Genomic DNA, 17,872 nt, shown 5'->3' with positions numbered 1-17,872 from the left:
CGCTTGGACAGAAGTTAAACCTTTATCCAAGTGTTTTAATATGTTCTAATATTTTCTGTCTAACTACAGTACTCGTTCGCCCTTCATTCCTTGATTAAAACCGAATGCCCACAACCTTGAAACTTTCTGCTATATAAATTATAAATAAGAGCTATCATCTTTTTGCCATTTCTTAATCTTATTTAACATAGCCTGATGACGTTTCTCTTCTCTTGTCTTTCCCTTCCATTGTGTAGTTTTGGGGGATTTTTTTCGGTTGATGAGATCGGTGCCTTCGTTCTTGAAACTAGTCATTAATTCCATCTCTCCTCATCAATCTCCAATACTATTTAGTTTGTGTTCACAAAAAAATACAACCCATCTCCATTATCACTAAGTTTGAAAGAAAAGGGGTCGCTTATAAAGTGAGACTTCCATCATTGGAGGTTTTTTAACCACTACTGATGGTTAAAGAAACTTATCAGGGTGTTAGCCCCTCACTTAACTTCTTTGATTTACCTGAAAATTGAAGTGGGGGATTAGCACCGTGATAAATTATAACATTTTTAGTGCCTTTTGCCGTAGCTTCTCCAGATCTTTTGTATATCGGGTTTTAGATGCCTCCGCTATTTGTGTAATTGGTGATTTCTTTCGATCAAGAATGTCACCTAAGGGAGTTGTTTCTTGATATAGTGTATTCGAATGACAGGATTTAAGTTCCTTTCTTTTATCTCTTTTTGACTTGGATTCAGCCATTTGCTTAACCACAAAACTCCTCCTCCACACCATCTTTGAATCATTTTATAAAGCGAGGCTTTCATTAGTGAGGGTTTTGGCCCTCACTGATGATTAATAAAACTTATCAGGGTGTTAGGGTCCCGTTTAGCTCTCACTTAATTCCAAACCATGCAGTGGAGATTTTACGGACGATTAGCACCGTGATAAATTACCTCGATTTTAAGATACTCTTCACCATTTTACGGGATAGACTCACCATTTATTACTTTTTTATTTAATTTTCCACTAAATTTTGGTCTTCCAGAAAACAGAAAAGACAAGCAAGATTGGTGATAAACATTGCATCAATCTCATAAACTCTTTGATGAATCTCCTCTATGAATAAAATAAACGTATGGTTTTCCCCCACGAAAATAGGGCATATATGAGCCATACCTTTTCCGTGTTTTTCTTCTCGATCCAACGCCACAATATCTCCGTTCCATAATGTTTCCATAATAAGTCTTTCAGTATTACCTTCATCGTTTACCGCTAAGTTGACCGGCATACTCCCCCAGTCCAACGTATGTGTTTGTTTAATCGTTTGAATGGTTTTTATAAAAACTTCGATAGGTTCGTGCTCTATTTCGATATCCTTTGCTTTTACTTCATAAAGATGAACACGTAAACCAAAGGTATCTGCATAATAACAGAGAAATAAATCAAGTGATTCTGGAAAATTAAGCTGCTTTTTCTCAATATCAGATTTGATAAATGGAGCAATTTGTAACAATTGAGAAAAATAATTTAACTTATCTTGTTGTTTTTCTTCTATTAAACTATTTTCTTGTATATATGTTTTCAATGGATCATAAGCTTGAAATTCAGTTTTCCAAATCTTTTTTATCGTTGGAGTAGTAAATACAAATATATCAATAAATACAGCCATCCCGGCTAATATTACTAGCCTCTGCCAATCATCAATGGAAATGACTTCGGCCAGCCACAACGTACCGATTGACAATACAAACAGAACATATAGTGTTTTACGATACTGGTATAAATTTTCATTAAAACGATTATCCTCTTTATTACTAAAACTGCGCAAACTTCGAACGTAAACAAATAATATGAATAACAGGAGAACCCCTATCAGAATTGAAATAACAAGTGTTTCTTTCCCCACCCTTATCCACACCCTTTCCAATAAAGAAGATACCTTTATCGATGTAAGCGTTCCAGTAATGACCTGATTTTTCCAAATGTTCTTTATTATAACATATGCTTAATAAATCCAATTCATACTTGATTAGAGGCTTTTTCTACCATTTAACCTTAAACAAAAAAACGAGTTACATAGTGTTAAAATCAAATAACACTTTGTAACTCGCTTATATACGGCCTTCCACCCTAATTCCAGAGGTTAGAAGAACTTTTCTATTAATCTGTTTTAATATTACTCTTTAGATAGTAATAAAATTATCTCTTATTCTTAAGCTGCCCCACTTGTGTTTAAAGAATTATTTGGTCATCTTTCTCATTCAAAATAGCTGCAACATATGTCCAATGATCCATCCCATTCGCTAGTAAAATGAAACTTGTATGTTATTTCCACTCTTTGAATCGGGATATCATTGTTTTAACTTTCTTCTCTAGCTTTCCTTCTGTTTGTCTTTGTTTCTTCCACTCGTTGTAACTAGCAATGGTAATAAGTGTTATACCGGCAATTAACAGATATCCCCACCATGGCATATTACCCCAGTATGGTTTCGTTTGATAGATTACATTAAAAAGCAGTGTTCCAAGTCCAACAAAAAAATAAGATTTAATTTGGAATTTCATACCTGTTAGCAATGCTACTAATGAAAGAATACCGACAATAAGTGCATCCCATACTGTATTACTTTGAATCGCATCTACTACTAAATAAACTGTAATTAAAACAAGAATTACTGATTGTACATGCGTCATGATGCTTTGATAATTACTCCATGTCCTTCTGGCCATTACGATAGAAAGCGCCAAAACAGGCAGTACTACTAATTCTGCATGGAATAACTCGGAGATGTATGCAAGATATTCTTGCAAAACAAGATAATAAGATGGTAAAAAGCTTAACGCCCCTAAGGTAATAAATATTTTCTGAATGAACGGTTGATCGATACGATTAACTTGTAAAAATAACCATAAAGTAAGCAACAAGTATGGAATAATGCGGATCCATATAGTATCTGAAACTCCGATAAAGTTTAATGTATAGCCAACATACATCACAGCAACTACCGAATACCAATCAATCAGCAATTTTTGCGAATCTTTATGAAAAAGCAGATTATATAAAAACCTTCCTGTAATTAGCAAACTGAGGAAGCACCCTATATAAATAAAAAGTAAAGGTATATCTTCCGTTACAAAACGCTGTTGTTCCCACATTAAAATCGACAATGTTAATGGAAGAACTGCCACCATCGACCATTTACGCTTGTGTAATAAGTAAAGATTTAATATGATAAAACATCCTACAATTACTAAATCTAATAATGTAGACATTTGCTGAACAGTCACAACTATCAACAGACTAAAGTTCGCAAATGGAATAAGGTACCATTCCATTCTTCTTTTCCATACAGGATTCACTACGAACCATACAATAACTAGCATAATAGTTGAGGCTATCAAGCAGTAAGTAAATGGAATATATTCCAACAAATCATAATAGGCAATATTTGTTATTAACAAGAAAGGTACCATTGTCAATGCTAAATATAGAAACAATCTTATCTGCCATTCTTTTGTCTTAGTAACCGTACTATATAGATAAATCAAAAAAGGAATACATGAAACAATTGGGTTAACGGACTGACCTAACAATTGATCTAAGATAACCAACATAAGCACGCTCAATTGAACAATATGAGCAAGCCAAAAGAAATAGACTTTTAAAGCTTTCACATATGCTCCTGCAAACCGCTCGATTACTAATAAAAGTACCGGGGCAAATAACAGGAACAATACGATCGATTCAAATGTCTCTATAGAGAAGGTACTGAGTAATGACGTATAAAAAGCAAACGTCATCACAGCGACAATCGACCACAGCAGATCAAGTCGAGCATATCTAACTAGCCATACAGACACCCCAATGCCAACCAATAATATAGCAGGGCGTACATACATCTCTTCTATTGAATAGACCTTCATTAGCAGAAGTACGGCCATTAAGTAACTAAACTGACCAGTATAAAAGGCTGATTGTGCTAAAGCATATTTCTCAACTTTTTTCCAAACCACACTAATAGCCAATAAAATCAATCCTGAAACAGCCATGTGAAAAGACATATTAAATTTCTCATGGTAAGCAGAGAAATACTCCATCAGTTCAGGATACAAAACAAGAATTGCTAATAACCAACTGATCGCATGCGTCCAATCTGCTACTTGTTTTTCAGCTTTTGGTTGAGAAGCTAACACAATTAAAGCTAAACAACCAAACAATATAAACATGAAAGATACTTGCATGTATATCTCCACTAACAAACCATACATCATAGATAACAACATCACAGCGATAGATAAATAGTACGTACTCTTTTTAATATTTTGAAGATACTTGTAATTGTTTCGAATACCAATCCATATAAACAACATACCTGCAAAAACAAACATAAATAGCTGTACACTATTATTCATAAACGGTTGGACACTTAAATCCCAAAATTGGAGTCCACATGTATAGAGAAAGATCGGAGCTAACCAACGGAATACCTGTCTTTCTGTCATATTAGACAGGTATACGTAGGTACAAGTGATGGTCATATATGCTAGTAATAAAATCCACGAATCTTGATTCTCTCGTATTACAAGTCCTTGATAGCTAATATATATAAAAGCAAATAGCGAAATAATACCACTTGTATAATGAAAAACCTTCGCTAAATAGGCATCTTTTTTTATTAAATAAGCAAAGACAAGATAGCCCACACCAATTAGACCATATATAAATAAGTCGATTGATTGTAACCAGGAATGTTCTGTTAACTGATAGGCTCCGTATGCAAATAAGGCAGAGAAAACAAACTGATAGGACTTCGTATTATAAACAAATACCATCGCAATATAGAGAAACGCCGTCAATAAAACATTAAAGCTATAAAATAGTGCATGATCAAACACGAAAAGCATTAATAATGTAGATATGACTAAGTTTAATTGAGCATATGCTGGTATTTCTTCGATAAAGATACGAAACGTTTTATGATTACGGTATCGGTGATATCCATATAATAGAGCCGCATTATAAATCATAATAAGAAAATAAAAGACATCCACAGAAACCTTCGTCGCTGCGATAGCAAATCCGACAAAAAAAGACATAAACAAGAAAAATATCCATACAAATAGTCGTGATTGGCTCTTCATTGCATTTCTAGCATATAAAGGCAATGGCAGTAACGTACAAATAACGCCGAGCAAGTATCTCCCTTCACCGGTTAAACTCAAGTAACTTCCAAACAATTCAAAGTAGCCAATCGCGATAATAGCAATCGGCAGCAGCAAACTCCCTAAAGTTAAAAAAGCAAAAGCTGTCTTTTCGATTTTTAAAAATGAGGAGGAAATACCACTTAAAACTAGAAAAAATACCGAAACACCAAGTAGCGTAACTACTTTTAATACGGCTCCCATTTGTTCCCACGAACTTGTTGCAACAACTAATCCACTAATCAACAAAAAGGATACACCTAGAATTAATAGCCATGTTATATTTCTTTCTCTTATTTGCTCAGCAGTTTTTACTTTGGCTTGTTTCACTTCTTCTTTCTTCACTTGCTGTTTGTCAGCTTGTTGTTGTTCGGTTTGTTGCTTTGGTGTAGAATTCATATGTTCACCAGATTGTTTGTATTCTTTTAGCTGCTCTTGATGATATTTATATTGTTTATACGATTTCATAACTTTCGTGAATTCTTTTTCACTAATATATCCTTCTTTCAATAATGTCACCATTTCTTGCCCTACTATTTTTTCTCTTTCCGTCTTAGAAATATCTTTCACACACTCACCTCATTCGATCAAATTATGCTAAGCAGAACACTAATCACTTAATATGTATGAGTATCCCCATTCCCTAATCTATCAGACAGCTATATTCTCAATTTCTACCATTATATCATTTTCTCTAATAAAAAATACAAAAATTGTATATAGCACTTGAATAAGAGTGTCACTTAGTCTAAATCAATACTTTCATATGAAAAAAAGGATAAAGATGATAAAACATCCTTATGCTTTCACATTTTAATATTATCTCCAAACTTCTTCTGCTATCTCTTTAATCAGACGAAGCTTATTCCATTGTTGTTCTTCTGTCAAGATATTTCCTTCCTCCGTGGAAGCAAAACCACATTGCGGACTGATACATAGACGATCAAGACTCACATATTTTGTTGCTTCTTCAATCCGGGCTTTAATTTCCTTCTTATCTTCCAACTCACCTGTCTTAGAAGAGAATAAGCCGAGTACTACCAATTTATCATCGCTTACGTGAGCTAACGGTTTAAATCCTCCGGTAAAAATTTCTGTATCACCTGATTTGTTCTTATTTTAACAGAAAAAATGAAACGCATTTCTATTTATTTCGTAAATAATGGTAAGGAATACTTGTTGAAAATGTATTCAATTGGAGTTTTAGGAGGATTAAGATAATGGAACACAAAGGATGTATTAAATGTGGAAGCACGAGCGCAGCACAAAAAGAAGTAGCAATGACAGGGACAGGTCTTTCCAAAATGTTTGATGTGCAAAATAATCGTTTTCTTGTTGTATATTGTGAGGACTGTGGTTATTCTGAATTTTATAATAAACAAGCTACTTCTGGCTCCAACATTTTGGACTTATTTTTCGGGTAAGACTTTTTATAGGGATGTGCCTTCATCCCTATACCTTTAAATATAAAAGAAGTGTAATGATAAATGATTTGAAACCCTGACCTTATTCAAATTAAAGTAAAATCAATAATGTAGTTCGCTACTCCTATAAAGTGAGACTATAATCAGTGGGGATCTTACAGACAGTCAGCACCATGATAAATGGAATCCCCCCCTATACAAAACCAATTAATCCCACTTTTACATTTCTCTAACCTGTTACCAGCTCCCCATACTAACATCATTATTGTATAAATCCGTTGACATATAGTAAACATAATAGTAGGCATACATAACCTAACAATAAAGGTATAAGCATCCGTTAGCCCCCACCTTTAACTTCTTTGAATTACTCAAACATTGATGGTGGTTTTATGGACGATGAGCACCGTGATAAATATAAAAAAGGGGGGATCACAAATATTTGATCAATTTAAAAGATTGCCAACTGAACTGAAGACAATCAAAAAAGAACTTCAGAAAAAGGAACAAGCAGTGACCGATCTCGACAATCTGTCTGACCATGAAGTGGAACTGATAAAAGCTATCAAGGAGCAGACGAGAAAGTATAATATTAATAACGTTACAAGAACCCAAGCATATATGGATTTTTTTAAAAAACACCCTGACATTGAATGGGCATTTCTCGCACATATGGTTGCTCGTAATGCTGGATGGAACATGACCGATTTGAAAGGAAGTCTGTTGACAAGACTGATGACTCAAGAACAACAGGAATATTTTTTTGCATTTTTAGAACGAAGTAATTGGCTTATTTTTCATGATGCATTTCCTCAATTACTGTTATACGAGGAAAGTATTAGAAAGAAAAAAAATCTCTTCTATTTACTTCCTCAATTCGGTGTATCCTTTTTTATGAAGGTAATGTGGGATTACTATTATCAAACGAAAGATAAAAACATGATATCTGTCGCACTTATTATCAATGAACAAAACTATATTGAAGACAGAGTGATTCAAAATAAGGATTATCAAGCTAACTTACTGGAGTCCCTGGAGTTTAAAATTCAGGAATTATTACAATTGAATCAAATATTGTTTCCTTTTTCAGATAGAAAACAAGTTAAATTGATCGGGCAATCCGTACATCAATTCGCTTCTTTAAAAGACAGGATTCTATTAGGAAAACGATTATATCAATTGTTATTTGATGATGAATTCTTTGATGCTATTTATGAAATGGCACTACAACAGCGGCATACCGGATCAAGAAAGGACTACTGGCCAAACATTTTTAATAACATCAACGAGGCGAACCCTGATCAACCTTTTCAAGAAAGTTTAAAAGAATGCCAGCTAAAACCTGGGGCGAATCGCTTGTACAGCCCCACCTTAGAGCAAGCATGGCGAAATGTCGAACAGAAACCTGCAGAACAGGGCGACTGGTATTCCGATTGGAAAGTGATTCATTATTTACGAAAAGATCCTTCCAAGATAAACGGGGCTATTTATGGAGAATACTGTGAATCATTGGAAAAGATGGAGCTTGCTATTCTTGCTAAGGGAACAATGAGCAAATAGATTCTGTATTATTGGCAAAAGACTTCCGAATGAACGGAAGTCTTTTGCTTGTCCAGAAGGGATTTCACTCAGGTTTTGCGGGAAATTTTTTGGATTGGGTCCCAGACGCTGTTGTAAGGCGGGGCATATGCCAGGTCTAGGTCTTGTAGCTGTTGGATGGTCATTTGGTTGTATAAAGCAGTGGCTAGTACGTCAATACGTTTGTCGACACCTTTTTTTCCGATGATCTGTCCACCTAATAATTGACCAGTTTTTGAATGATAAATCAACTTTGTATGAAGTGTTTCTACTCCCGGATAATAACCTGCATGATCAGTGTCTTTTCTTGTTTCAACTTTATAGGATATGTTCAACCTTTTGGCTTCTGTTTCTGTTATACCGGTTCGTCCTAAATCTAAATCAAAGAATTTAATAATAGAGGTCCCTACTATTCCTTTAAACGTAATTGGATTTCGAGCCATATTTGCCCCAGCAATTCTTCCTTGTTTATTCGAAGTAGTGCCTAAGGGAATATAGTCATCTAATTGTTTGATTATATGATAATGTGTGGCACAATCCCCTGCAGCATAAACGTTAGGAATGGAGGTTTCCATATAGGCATTCACATGAATAGCACCTTCTCGATTCATCTGAATCGCGGTATCTTTCAGAAATTTCGTATTTGGTCTGACTCCAGCACTCACCAGAACTAAATCAGTTGGACATGTTCCCTTATCGGTGATAACTGCATTCACACGTTTTTCACCAGAAAATCCTGTCACTTCCTCCTCTAACTTAACGTCGACCTGATTGTAAACTGCTTCATTCTCAATCAATTTTGACATATCCTGATCAAATACTTTTGCTAACTGATCGCCTCTTTGAATTAGTGTTACCTTTTTTCCAATCGACCGGAAGCTCTCCGCCATCTCAAGTCCGATATAACCTGCCCCCACAATCGTGACATGTTTAACCTCTTCCGTTATGTCAGCCATTATTCCATCTGTGTCTTCTAATGTTTTTAACGTGTGGATTCCTTCTAAATCAATTCCGGACCATTTCGGCAAAATTGGATCGGAACCTGTTGCAATTAACAAGCGATCATATTTTAAAGTAAAGGATTGATTCGAATCGAGATTGATTCCGCTGACTTGTTGATTTCTTATATCTACTTTTGTCACTTTAGTATGTACTCTGGCATCTATATCATATTTTTCTCTAAATGTTTCAACTGTCTTTGCAATAACAGCATCGGTAGACGGTACCATTCCATTGATCACATATGGTAGACCGCACTGTCCGTATGAATAATTCTCTCCACGTTCCAACACCGTTATCTCAGCCAATTCATCTGTTCGATTGATCTCCATCGCAGCGCTCATCCCTGCTGCTACTCCACCGATTACTATGTATTTCATCAAGCAACTCTCCATTCTTTTAAAGGAAATTGTCACCATTCTTATTAATTGTATTATACCTTACTATCCTAGAACCAAATACAATTTAGCTCACGAGTTTTGATACAACATTATAAAATGTCAGTGAGGGTTTTAAGACGCGGCCGATTACCCTTTACCTGGATTGTTATAATAGTTCTCCTGTTCTTCTGTCCTATTTCATAGCAGAATTAGTGACAATTTAGAAAAGTATTGCTATAATTACATTAGGTAATTCATATACTAATATTAAAAACCCACAGTCGTAACTGTGGGTTTTGGATAAGCGGTTCCCCCAGAAAGGGTTCGGCCATCTAAGAGATAGACCTCACCTAGTCACTTTGTCAGGGTAAATTAGGGAGGTCTATTTTCGATTGATTATTGATACAATCAAGGCGAGTAATGCAATCAAGAAAGTTCCAAAACTAAACAATACCATAAAACTTTCGTACATCCCCAGAGGCATCACCCCCTTTCACCGGAGATTAGCCGACCTTCCCTAAAAGAACTTTATCCGATGCCATTATAACATACCCCTCTAAGTAAGAACATACATGCTTATCCCTACAAACCTTTTTTGATTTAAATGTTCCCTTATAATTAGCCTTCCGTATGTAACACTAATTTTTCCTAAATCAGAAAATATAGCAATATATAAGAAATCTCTTTTGCAAGCCTAAAGTAAAATGAAAGAAACATATCATAAAGGGGGAAGAAAATGAGTTTTAAATCAAATAATATTTTTGTGAACTTATCAATCAAGAATTTAAAAAAATCAGTCGAATTCTTTACTGCATTGGGTTTTGAATTTAATCAGCAATTCACAGATGAAACAACAACGTGCATGATAGTAAATGATAATATCTTTGTTATGTTGTTAGAAGAAAATCGTTTTCAAGAGTTTACTAAAAAAGAAATTGTAGATGCGACAAAAGCAACAGAAGTATTAGTCGCAATATCTGCAAAAAGTCCAGAACAGGTAGATGAAATGGTGAATAAGGCAATAGAAGCTGGTGGAAGTCATGCAAATGAAAAGCAAGACCATGGCTTTATGTATGGGTGGAGTTTTCAAGATTTAGATGGACATATTTGGGAACTTATCTATATGAACGAGGACTTTGTAGACTAATAAGAAAAGAGCTGCCTACAAATTGTAGGCAGCTTACTTTTTTATTATTCTACCTGAATTTTTGTTACATCTCCACTAAATTTTTATCAACAATTTGAAACTTTAGCTCAGCAAGGTTGTTTATAAACCTTCTATCATGTGAAACCATGATGATAGTGCCCTCGTAACCTGCTATAAATTTTTCTAATGCCTGTATTGCAAAGATATCAAGAAAATTTGTTGGTTCATCTAATAATAAAATATTAAATTCTCCTAAGAATAACTGACAGAGTTGGAGGCGAATCGCTTCTCCGCCACTTAATGACTTCACGCTTTTCTTAATATCTGTGCCAACAAACTGCATCGAATGTAAAACACTACGTAAAAATCCTTCATCGTATCGTGAGCGATTTTTCACAAATTGGAGTACCGTATCATCACTAGTAAACTGATAACTCATTTGACGAAAATAGCCTATTCTGGCTTTCGGGGAAATAGTTAAACCATCTCCATAACTCGCAACATAGTGAAGCAATGTACTTTTTCCACTGCCATTTTTACCAGTTATCGCTATTTTTTTACCAAGTGGCATCTGGAAACTTACCTCATCTAATAACACGTTATCTTCTATACGAAGGGTTAATCTATCTGCCATAATTGGAAACTTATTGTGCAAAGATAACGCTTTTGACTGGTGAAATATGATAGGTCTTTCTTCTTGTACTTCTTCGACTTCGGTTAACTTTTCCATTCGGTGTTCAATTGTTTTGGCAGCACGCTGCATTGCTTTTTGACTTGTCGCTTTTGATTTAGTCTCAAACATGCGGTTTGCTTTCGCTTTGGAATCCTTTTTTGACTTAGCCGCATTTTTTGCGATTTTTTCAGCCTTTTTCATTTTTTCTTCGGCTGCTTTTTCCAAACGCCATTTTTCTTTTACGAATTGTTCGTAAGCCTGACTTTGCTGTTCATGTTCCAGTTTCTTCTGCTCGAGATAGTCGCTGTAATTTCCTGTATAAACGTGAACTGTGCCATCAATAACTTCCCAAATTGTTGTCACAAGTTCATCGAGTAAAGCCCGGTCATGGCTGATTAATAGCAGGGATCCATAATAATAGCGCAATTCATTCAGTAAAAAAGAAATACCATCCTGATCCAAGTGTGTAGTCGGTTCATCAATAAGTAATGATTCGAAGTAATTCGTGAATAATTGTGCAAGTTTAAGCCTAGTTTGCTCCCCGCCACTTAGACTGTCAGAATCTTTAGGTACTGCCAGTTTGCCAATTAAAGCTTGATCTACTTCAATTGCTTGTGGTGCTTCCGTCTGCTTGAAATAGCCACAACCAACGTGGCGCTTAATATTTCCTCGCGTCGGTTGAATGGTACCAGCGAGTAACTTGAATAAAGTGCTTTTACCCGCTCCGTTTTTTCCAACGATGCCAATCCGATCAAACTGATGTACAGCTAACCGTTCAATATTTAAAATTTCCTTATCTAAAAAAGTAAGTTCAACATTTTCTAATTCAAAACATATTTTTTCCATTATTGCTACCTCCCGAAATATTGTTCATTTCGTATCGATAGCTAGGATCGATACGAGCTTATAAATCAAGCTCGTATTAAAAGAATAATAAAAATTGCATAGATTTTCCCTCCACATCGTTGTTAAAAAGACTCTTAAAATTGGTAAACAAAAAAAGGCAGAACATGCTGCCTTTTATCATAGTCAACTATACATAATAATAGTGATTTACGTATAGTTGACTAATAAAATGAAGATTATTAAAAAAGGGCAGACTAATTCCAATTACCTCTGTGTTAACAAACAGAGTCTTTGACCGTATTTAATTACTGATTCAAAGCTGGGAAACGTAGTCTCACTGAATGTGTCATTTTTTAATAATCCTCCTAAACGTTCAATATATTATGTGATTATTATAAATACATTTTAATGAAGAATCAAGATTAATCAACGGAAAATATTAGGATGCTAAAAATTCCTTTAATTCTTCTCCAATTTTTTTTACATCTGCATATCCTTTTTGATACAAATCCAATAATTTTTTCTTATTCTTTTCGATTCGCCCGACAGTTAATTTTTCTGTCGGGGAAATGATGAAAACATTTCCTTTTTTCTCTTCTTCAAACAAATAATTGATTGTTTCATTATACTCAATATGTCTTTTTTCCAAGGATTGAAGTAAGCCTGGATAATCTCGGTACTTTCTTCGTATGTACCAATTGACTGATTGCGGTTTTTTATAATACCCTCTGTTTCTCGTTAAGATCACTACATTTTTTCTGTTACCATCTTTCATTGATTGTTTGATTGGAATCGGTGCCGAAATACCGCCATCCATTAAATCTAGATTATCATACTGCACAACAGGGGCTACCATCGGCAGAGAACTTGATGCACGAAGCAGTGTAAGCATATCATTCGCATAATCTGATTTGTGATAAAACAATGGGTTTCCGGTTTTGCAATCTGTTACACCAACAACAAACTCTTCCGTTGCTTCATTAAACGTTTCGTAATCAAATGGCACCAATTCATTTGGTAACCTATCAAACAGAAAATCCATTCCGAACAATTCTCGCTTGGTAAGCCAATTCCGAAATGAAAGATATTCAGGGTGGCTGACATAATCTATATTAACTGTTCTATTACGTTCGATTTGACGAGAAATGTAGGATGAGCCATTACAAGCTCCTGCTGAAACACCAATCACATAAGGTATGTAAATCTCCTGCTCCATTAAAAACTGCAGTACTCCTCCAGTATAAACGCCTCTACTTCCTCCGCCTTCTAAAACTAATCCAGTGTCTTCCATTCTATCGCCTCTTTACTTTCCTGTATATTACACATGTACATGATACAACAACTGTTAATTCAATTCCAGTTCTGAATCTTGAAACATGTATATAATATCACTATTGGAAAAATGTTCGATATGGTAGATAAAGCAATCCATTTATCACAAAAAATGTCAGATAAAATGATATTCACTATATGCCAATGAAACAAATCGTTTTTTTTAGTTGTTTGTTTAGTGTATGATATTTATCGGTATGCATAGAAAGTGAAGGGATAATAATGAAAAAGAATCGATTTCGTTTTTGGATTTTAGTTAGTATTGTCGCAGTTTCTGGTTTTAGCCAAGGGATGCTGTTACCATTGATAGCAGTCATTTTTGAAAGCGATGGTATCTCTTCTTTTTTAAACGGGTTAAATGCAACTGGATTATACATCGGTATCCTGTTAGCTTCTCCTTTTATGGAACAACCGTTAAGAAAATTCGGATACAAACCGCTTATTATAACAGGTGGACTGCTAGTATTGGTATCTCTGGCATTGTTTCCATTATGGCAAACTTTTTGGTTCTGGTTTTTATTACGCTTGTTGATCGGAATCGGTGATCATGCACTGAATTTTGGTGCCCAAACTTGGATTACTGCATTCTCTCCAGAACATAAAAGAGGAAAAAATATTGCAGTTTATGGATTATTTTTCGGAATTGGTTTTGCCATTGGGCCATTAATGGTGCCACTCGTTAACATTAATGAAAGCTTGCCATTCATTCTCGCATCGGGATTAAGTCTTATTGGTTGGCTATTTTTATTTTCACTGAGAAATGAATTGCCAGAACAGGATATGCAGATGAGCTCGTTCAAAAATACGTTCAAACGCTTTGCACTTGCATGGAAATATGCATGGATTGCTTTCTTACCACCGTTTGCCTATGGATTTTTAGAAACGTCACTCAATGGGAACTTTCCTGTCTATGCGCTTCGAATTGGTATCGAGGTAGAAAATGTTTCAGCGCTACTATTTGCATTTGCAATCGGGGCTATCGTCTTTCAGCTACCATTGGGCATGTTAAGTGACAAGATTGGACGCAAAAAGATATTAACGGTTGTACTACTGTTAGGGTTTATCTGTTTTTCTGCAGCGGGATTCCTAGAGCAGTCTTTCTACGGATTATTTGTCTGCTTATTTCTAGTCGGTATGTTTGTCGGATCGATGTTTTCTTTGGGAATCACTTACATGACCGACTTGACGCCAAAGGAATTGTTACCAACTGGCAATCTGTTGTGTGGAGTGTTTTTCAGCCTTGGAAGCCTGATTGGGCCATCTGTTGGCGGAATGTTCATCCAACTCGCGCCATCCGTCAGCTTTTTCTATTTGATTAGCTTATTATTTTTTATTATCTTTTTGATGACCTTAGGTCGGAATGTAAAAGTTCAATAATAAAGGCCTTGTCAAAATACTAATCAGTAGAAGAATAACGTTATAGGCCACATGCACGAAAAGCATGAGGTCTATATAAGGAACAAGGATGCCGAGAACAGTAACAAACGAAAGATCAGTTTCATGTGAACTATCTGTTACTTTTTCGGTAAAGGACAAACTTTACAATAGGTTAGATCTTCATTCTTTTTTTCCAATCTATGAAATAAGCAGCAAGTAACACGACAAGGACGTTTTTCTAACTCCTGGTCAATTTTTAGATAATCTCGAATCGGATTTTCTCTCAAGCCAAAAATAGCGCCGTTTGCATTTTTTAAATAGATAAAATCTTGGTATACTTGCTTTTTCTGCTTGTCCGTCAAATCTTGTGCTAATAATTTTTGATATATAGAATTAATCCGCACAGCAATATTCTCCCATAGCACAGAGGATTTTATCTTTGATACTTTTTGCATCACTTCAAATAATGGTGTGATTTGCTCTGCAAACAGCCTGCTAAATAACGTTTCGTATTGCTTCTCCCTATTTTCATCTTTAATCTGTAATAAATTAATTTCATCTAACGGAATTTGTAACATGTGATTTTCTCCATATAATAGCTTATCGACAGTTAAACAACAGACTGTCTGATGCTGCACAAGACTAAATAAAGTAGAAGATACAGCCATGTATGCATATCGTTTGGCGAACATGGATGCAGCAACTACGATATGTGGGGCATGCCAATTCTTCATTTGTTTTTGCAAAAACTGTCGGCAGGTGGTTTCTTGTAATAAGTTCTTAACCGGTACACCATTCATCACATGGTACTCTATTTTAAAGTTTTGTAAATCATTCATGAGTTTTTCCATAACAGACACCACTTTTTTAAAATATTTTTGCTGACCTTTAGATATGTCGATTTTTGTAAAGTAAATAGATAAAAAAAGGAGCCCCCACCCCTGCAGTAAACACACCAGCAGGTAAATCTAACGGTAAAAAAGCAGTTCGGGCAATCAAATCCGCGATCATCACCATCAGACCTCCGACTAATGCTGCTATCGGGACAAGAGAATGTAAGGTATAACCAACGAGTTTCTTCGCAATGTGTGGTGCAATGAGACCTATAAAACCGATTCCTCCCGCAAAGGCAACTGCTGAACCAGCCAAAGCAACACTCACAAACAATAAGGTGAATCGAAACACCTGGACATTGACTCCCAAACTTGTAGCCAGCGAATCACCTAACTCTAGCACACTAATAGTTTTTGCTAATAAAAAAGTAAGCGGTATAAAGCATAATACCCATGGGAGTAATCCATATACATCTTGTACCGTTGCCCCATACAAACTACCCGTTAACCATAAATATGCCTTGGTTGTAACACTTGTTTCGCTAACCACAATTAATAATGTGATAACTGCATTCATTGCCGCAGATACTCCAATTCCAATTAATACGAGACGGAGAGGTGTCACCCCATTGCTCCATGCCAGTCCATAAACAATAATAGCAACACACGTAGCACCAAGTATCGCTGCTAAAGGCAACCAATGAATCGAAATACTACCCATTATATAAACAATAAAAAGCATGGCTCCAACAGAACCGCCAGCTGTGATCCCAATAATGTCTGGAGATGCTAAAGGATTACGAATTATCGATTGTAAGATCAATCCAGAGACACTTAACGATGCGCCAACAAAGAACGCTAGTAATAGTCTTGGAAGTCTAAGCACATTAATGGTGAATTCATGTTGTCCATCAGATAAACCTACAAGATGTTTCAACAGTTCTAAAATTGGTATGTAAGAACTGCCTATCGACAGACTCATGATCGTGACAATAAGCAATAAAAAACATAATAAGACATATACCCATATCTTCTTTTGATAAAATGAATCAATGATCTGTTTCATATCAGGAAAGCCCCCTGCGTGCAATATAAATAAAGAAAGGCGTACCAATCAAAGCTGTCATCACACCTACAGGAACCTCTTGAGGCATAATCAAAAAACGAGCCACAACATCTGCCAACAATAATAACCCTGCACCTATAAATGCACTAACCGGAATGATCCAGCGATAATCAGGACCTACTAATCCCCGTACGATATGTGGAACAATTAATCCTATAAATCCAATCGAACCTCCAATAGCAACAGATCCACCTGCTAACAACACGACCACAACACCAATTAATATCTTTAATAAAGCGATTTTTTGACCTAGTCCTGTTGCCACATCTTCACCAGACAAAAATACATTGATCGAGCCGCCTAACAAAAGTGATAACAAACCACCACCAAGTATGAAAGGTAAAATAGGTAAAAGCATATCCATACTTCTACCCGCAACTGAACCAGCTAACCAAAATAAAATACTTTGAATTCTTTGTTCATCAACAACAAGCAATGCTTGTGTAAACGAAACAAATAACGCGGAAACAGCTGCACCAGAGAGTACTACTCTAATGGGAGACAATCCTCCAGTTCCTACCGTTCCTAAAAAATACACACATAATGCTGCAATAGCTGCACCAATAAACGCTATCCACATGTAGTGAACTAAGGAATCCACCGAAAAGAGCGTGATAGCCAATACAATAAAAAAAATAGCTCCAGCGTTAATACCAAATATATCTGGAGCAGCTAGTGGATTACGTGTAAGTGCCTGCATCATTGCTCCTGCAATTGCTAGGCTAGTTCCGATGACAGTTGCTATCACTGCTCGTGTTAAACGTGATGTCACCACAATAATATGCTCTGTTACAGTTTCATCATAATAAAAAATAGCATCGAGTGTAGTAGAAAAAGCAATCTGCCTCTGGCCAAGTGAAATACTTAAAATAAATGCTACAATAAAAATTAAAATACTGACGATAAATACTATCCATTTTTGTTTTTCTTTTTTCGGGATTATTTGCATACAGGTAACTCCTTTAATGTTCTGATAACTTAC

16 protein-coding genes and 1 pseudogene are annotated in these 17,872 nt (G+C 35.6%); 4 read left to right on the top strand and 13 right to left on the bottom strand.

What is annotated here, in order from left to right:
- Positions 1 to 138 precede the first annotated feature (138 nt).
- The 5 genes and pseudogenes from BM121_RS22025 to BM121_RS08625 all read right to left on the bottom strand — a co-directional run.
- On the bottom strand, positions 139 to 294 hold the full coding sequence (locus BM121_RS22025; protein WP_175495372.1) for a hypothetical protein: 156 nt from the start codon (positions 292 to 294) through the stop codon (positions 139 to 141).
- A 240-nt stretch (positions 295 to 534) separates the two neighbouring features.
- Entirely contained in the window at positions 535 to 747 is a 213-nt protein-coding gene (locus BM121_RS08640) for a hypothetical protein (RefSeq protein ID WP_091483240.1), read from the bottom strand.
- A gap of 244 nt (positions 748 to 991) precedes the next feature.
- The gene (locus BM121_RS08635) at positions 992 to 1,882 is read right to left on the bottom strand and encodes a type II toxin-antitoxin system SpoIISA family toxin (RefSeq protein WP_091483239.1); all 891 of its coding nucleotides are present in this window, start codon (positions 1,880 to 1,882) and stop codon (positions 992 to 994) included.
- A gap of 419 nt (positions 1,883 to 2,301) precedes the next feature.
- The gene (locus BM121_RS08630; protein WP_091483238.1) at positions 2,302 to 5,745 is read right to left on the bottom strand and encodes an SCO7613 C-terminal domain-containing membrane protein; all 3,444 of its coding nucleotides are present in this window, start codon (positions 5,743 to 5,745) and stop codon (positions 2,302 to 2,304) included.
- A 249-nt stretch (positions 5,746 to 5,994) separates the two neighbouring features.
- Positions 5,995 to 6,258: pseudogene (locus BM121_RS08625) on the bottom strand (5-methyltetrahydropteroyltriglutamate--homocysteine methyltransferase); the annotation flags it as partial.
- Between the two features lie 137 nt (positions 6,259 to 6,395).
- Here BM121_RS08625 and BM121_RS08620 point away from each other — a divergent pair.
- Both BM121_RS08620 and BM121_RS08615 read left to right on the top strand, forming a co-directional pair.
- Positions 6,396 to 6,599, top strand: a complete 204-nt coding sequence (locus BM121_RS08620; protein WP_091483237.1) for a zinc ribbon domain-containing protein — start codon at positions 6,396 to 6,398, stop codon at positions 6,597 to 6,599.
- 399 nt (positions 6,600 to 6,998) lie between these two features.
- Entirely contained in the window at positions 6,999 to 8,159 is a 1,161-nt protein-coding gene (locus BM121_RS08615) for a DUF2515 domain-containing protein (RefSeq protein ID WP_091483236.1), read from the top strand.
- Between the two features lie 68 nt (positions 8,160 to 8,227).
- Here the strand turns inward: BM121_RS08615 and BM121_RS08610 are convergent, their stop codons facing one another.
- Together BM121_RS08610 and BM121_RS22430 are read right to left on the bottom strand one after the other, a co-directional pair.
- Entirely contained in the window at positions 8,228 to 9,556 is a 1,329-nt protein-coding gene (locus BM121_RS08610) for a CoA-disulfide reductase (RefSeq protein WP_091483235.1), read from the bottom strand.
- 382 nt (positions 9,557 to 9,938) lie between these two features.
- The gene (locus BM121_RS22430; RefSeq protein ID WP_342714416.1) at positions 9,939 to 10,028 is read right to left on the bottom strand and encodes a putative holin-like toxin; all 90 of its coding nucleotides are present in this window, start codon (positions 10,026 to 10,028) and stop codon (positions 9,939 to 9,941) included.
- A 264-nt stretch (positions 10,029 to 10,292) separates the two neighbouring features.
- On the opposite strand from BM121_RS22430, the gene BM121_RS08605 reads away from it, so the two are divergent.
- On the top strand, positions 10,293 to 10,703 hold the full coding sequence (locus BM121_RS08605) for a VOC family protein (protein WP_091483234.1): 411 nt from the start codon (positions 10,293 to 10,295) through the stop codon (positions 10,701 to 10,703).
- A 64-nt stretch (positions 10,704 to 10,767) separates the two neighbouring features.
- Here the strand turns inward: BM121_RS08605 and BM121_RS08600 are convergent, their stop codons facing one another.
- The 3 genes from BM121_RS08600 to BM121_RS08595 form a co-directional block, all read right to left on the bottom strand.
- Positions 10,768 to 12,222, bottom strand: a complete 1,455-nt coding sequence (locus BM121_RS08600; protein WP_091483233.1) for an Msr family ABC-F type ribosomal protection protein — start codon at positions 12,220 to 12,222, stop codon at positions 10,768 to 10,770.
- A 305-nt stretch (positions 12,223 to 12,527) separates the two neighbouring features.
- The gene (locus BM121_RS22660) at positions 12,528 to 12,572 is read right to left on the bottom strand and encodes an erythromycin resistance leader peptide (RefSeq protein WP_139220262.1); all 45 of its coding nucleotides are present in this window, start codon (positions 12,570 to 12,572) and stop codon (positions 12,528 to 12,530) included.
- A gap of 89 nt (positions 12,573 to 12,661) precedes the next feature.
- On the bottom strand, positions 12,662 to 13,513 hold the full coding sequence (locus tag BM121_RS08595) for a patatin-like phospholipase family protein (RefSeq protein ID WP_091483232.1): 852 nt from the start codon (positions 13,511 to 13,513) through the stop codon (positions 12,662 to 12,664).
- Positions 13,514 to 13,776: 263 nt separating this feature from the next.
- Here BM121_RS08595 and BM121_RS08590 point away from each other — a divergent pair, with 263 nt between their 5' ends.
- Positions 13,777 to 14,931: an MFS transporter gene (locus tag BM121_RS08590; protein WP_091483231.1), complete on the top strand. Its 1,155-nt coding sequence runs from the start codon at positions 13,777 to 13,779 to the stop codon at positions 14,929 to 14,931.
- 137 nt (positions 14,932 to 15,068) lie between these two features.
- Here the strand turns inward: BM121_RS08590 and BM121_RS08585 are convergent, their stop codons facing one another.
- Genes BM121_RS08585 through BM121_RS08575 form a run of 3 tightly spaced genes read right to left on the bottom strand, consistent with a single transcriptional unit; the run spans position 15,069 to position 17,839 of the window.
- The gene (locus BM121_RS08585; protein ID WP_091483230.1) at positions 15,069 to 15,782 is read right to left on the bottom strand and encodes an IucA/IucC family C-terminal-domain containing protein; all 714 of its coding nucleotides are present in this window, start codon (positions 15,780 to 15,782) and stop codon (positions 15,069 to 15,071) included.
- A 37-nt stretch (positions 15,783 to 15,819) separates the two neighbouring features.
- Positions 15,820 to 16,830, bottom strand: coding sequence for a FecCD family ABC transporter permease (locus tag BM121_RS08580; protein ID WP_091483229.1), 1,011 nt, complete (start codon positions 16,828 to 16,830; stop codon positions 15,820 to 15,822).
- 1 nt (position 16,831) lies between these two features.
- Positions 16,832 to 17,839, bottom strand: coding sequence for a FecCD family ABC transporter permease (locus tag BM121_RS08575; protein ID WP_091483228.1), 1,008 nt, complete (start codon positions 17,837 to 17,839; stop codon positions 16,832 to 16,834).
- Between the last annotated feature and the right edge of the window lie 33 nt (positions 17,840 to 17,872).

It is taken from the genome of Gracilibacillus orientalis (assembly GCF_900114645.1).
Taxonomy (GTDB): domain Bacteria; phylum Bacillota; class Bacilli; order Bacillales; family Amphibacillaceae; genus Gracilibacillus; species Gracilibacillus orientalis.
The sequence above is the reverse complement of the archived record's forward strand: the minus strand, read 5'-3'. Positions and strand labels throughout refer to the sequence as shown.

Excerpts from the sequence above, each read along its gene's own strand:
- BM121_RS08600 (WP_091483233.1), bottom strand. The coding sequence starts at position 12,222 with ATGGAAAAAATATGTTTTGAATTAGAAAATGTTGAACTTACTTTTTTA.
- BM121_RS08580 (WP_091483229.1), bottom strand. The coding sequence starts at position 16,830 with ATGAAACAGATCATTGATTCATTTTATCAAAAGAAGATATGGGTATAT.
- BM121_RS08620 (WP_091483237.1), top strand. The coding sequence starts at position 6,396 with ATGGAACACAAAGGATGTATTAAATGTGGAAGCACGAGCGCAGCACAA.
- BM121_RS22025 (WP_175495372.1), bottom strand. The coding sequence starts at position 294 with ATGACTAGTTTCAAGAACGAAGGCACCGATCTCATCAACCGAAAAAAA.
- BM121_RS08590 (WP_091483231.1), top strand. The coding sequence starts at position 13,777 with ATGAAAAAGAATCGATTTCGTTTTTGGATTTTAGTTAGTATTGTCGCA.
- BM121_RS08610 (WP_091483235.1), bottom strand. The coding sequence starts at position 9,556 with ATGAAATACATAGTAATCGGTGGAGTAGCAGCAGGGATGAGCGCTGCG.
- BM121_RS08585 (WP_091483230.1), bottom strand. The coding sequence starts at position 15,782 with ATGGAAAAACTCATGAATGATTTACAAAACTTTAAAATAGAGTACCAT.
- BM121_RS08615 (WP_091483236.1), top strand. The coding sequence starts at position 6,999 with ATGAGCACCGTGATAAATATAAAAAAGGGGGGATCACAAATATTTGAT.
- BM121_RS08575 (WP_091483228.1), bottom strand. The coding sequence starts at position 17,839 with ATGCAAATAATCCCGAAAAAAGAAAAACAAAAATGGATAGTATTTATC.
- BM121_RS22430 (WP_342714416.1), bottom strand. The coding sequence starts at position 10,028 with ATGTACGAAAGTTTTATGGTATTGTTTAGTTTTGGAACTTTCTTGATT.
- BM121_RS08595 (WP_091483232.1), bottom strand. The coding sequence starts at position 13,513 with ATGGAAGACACTGGATTAGTTTTAGAAGGCGGAGGAAGTAGAGGCGTT.
- BM121_RS08605 (WP_091483234.1), top strand. The coding sequence starts at position 10,293 with ATGAGTTTTAAATCAAATAATATTTTTGTGAACTTATCAATCAAGAAT.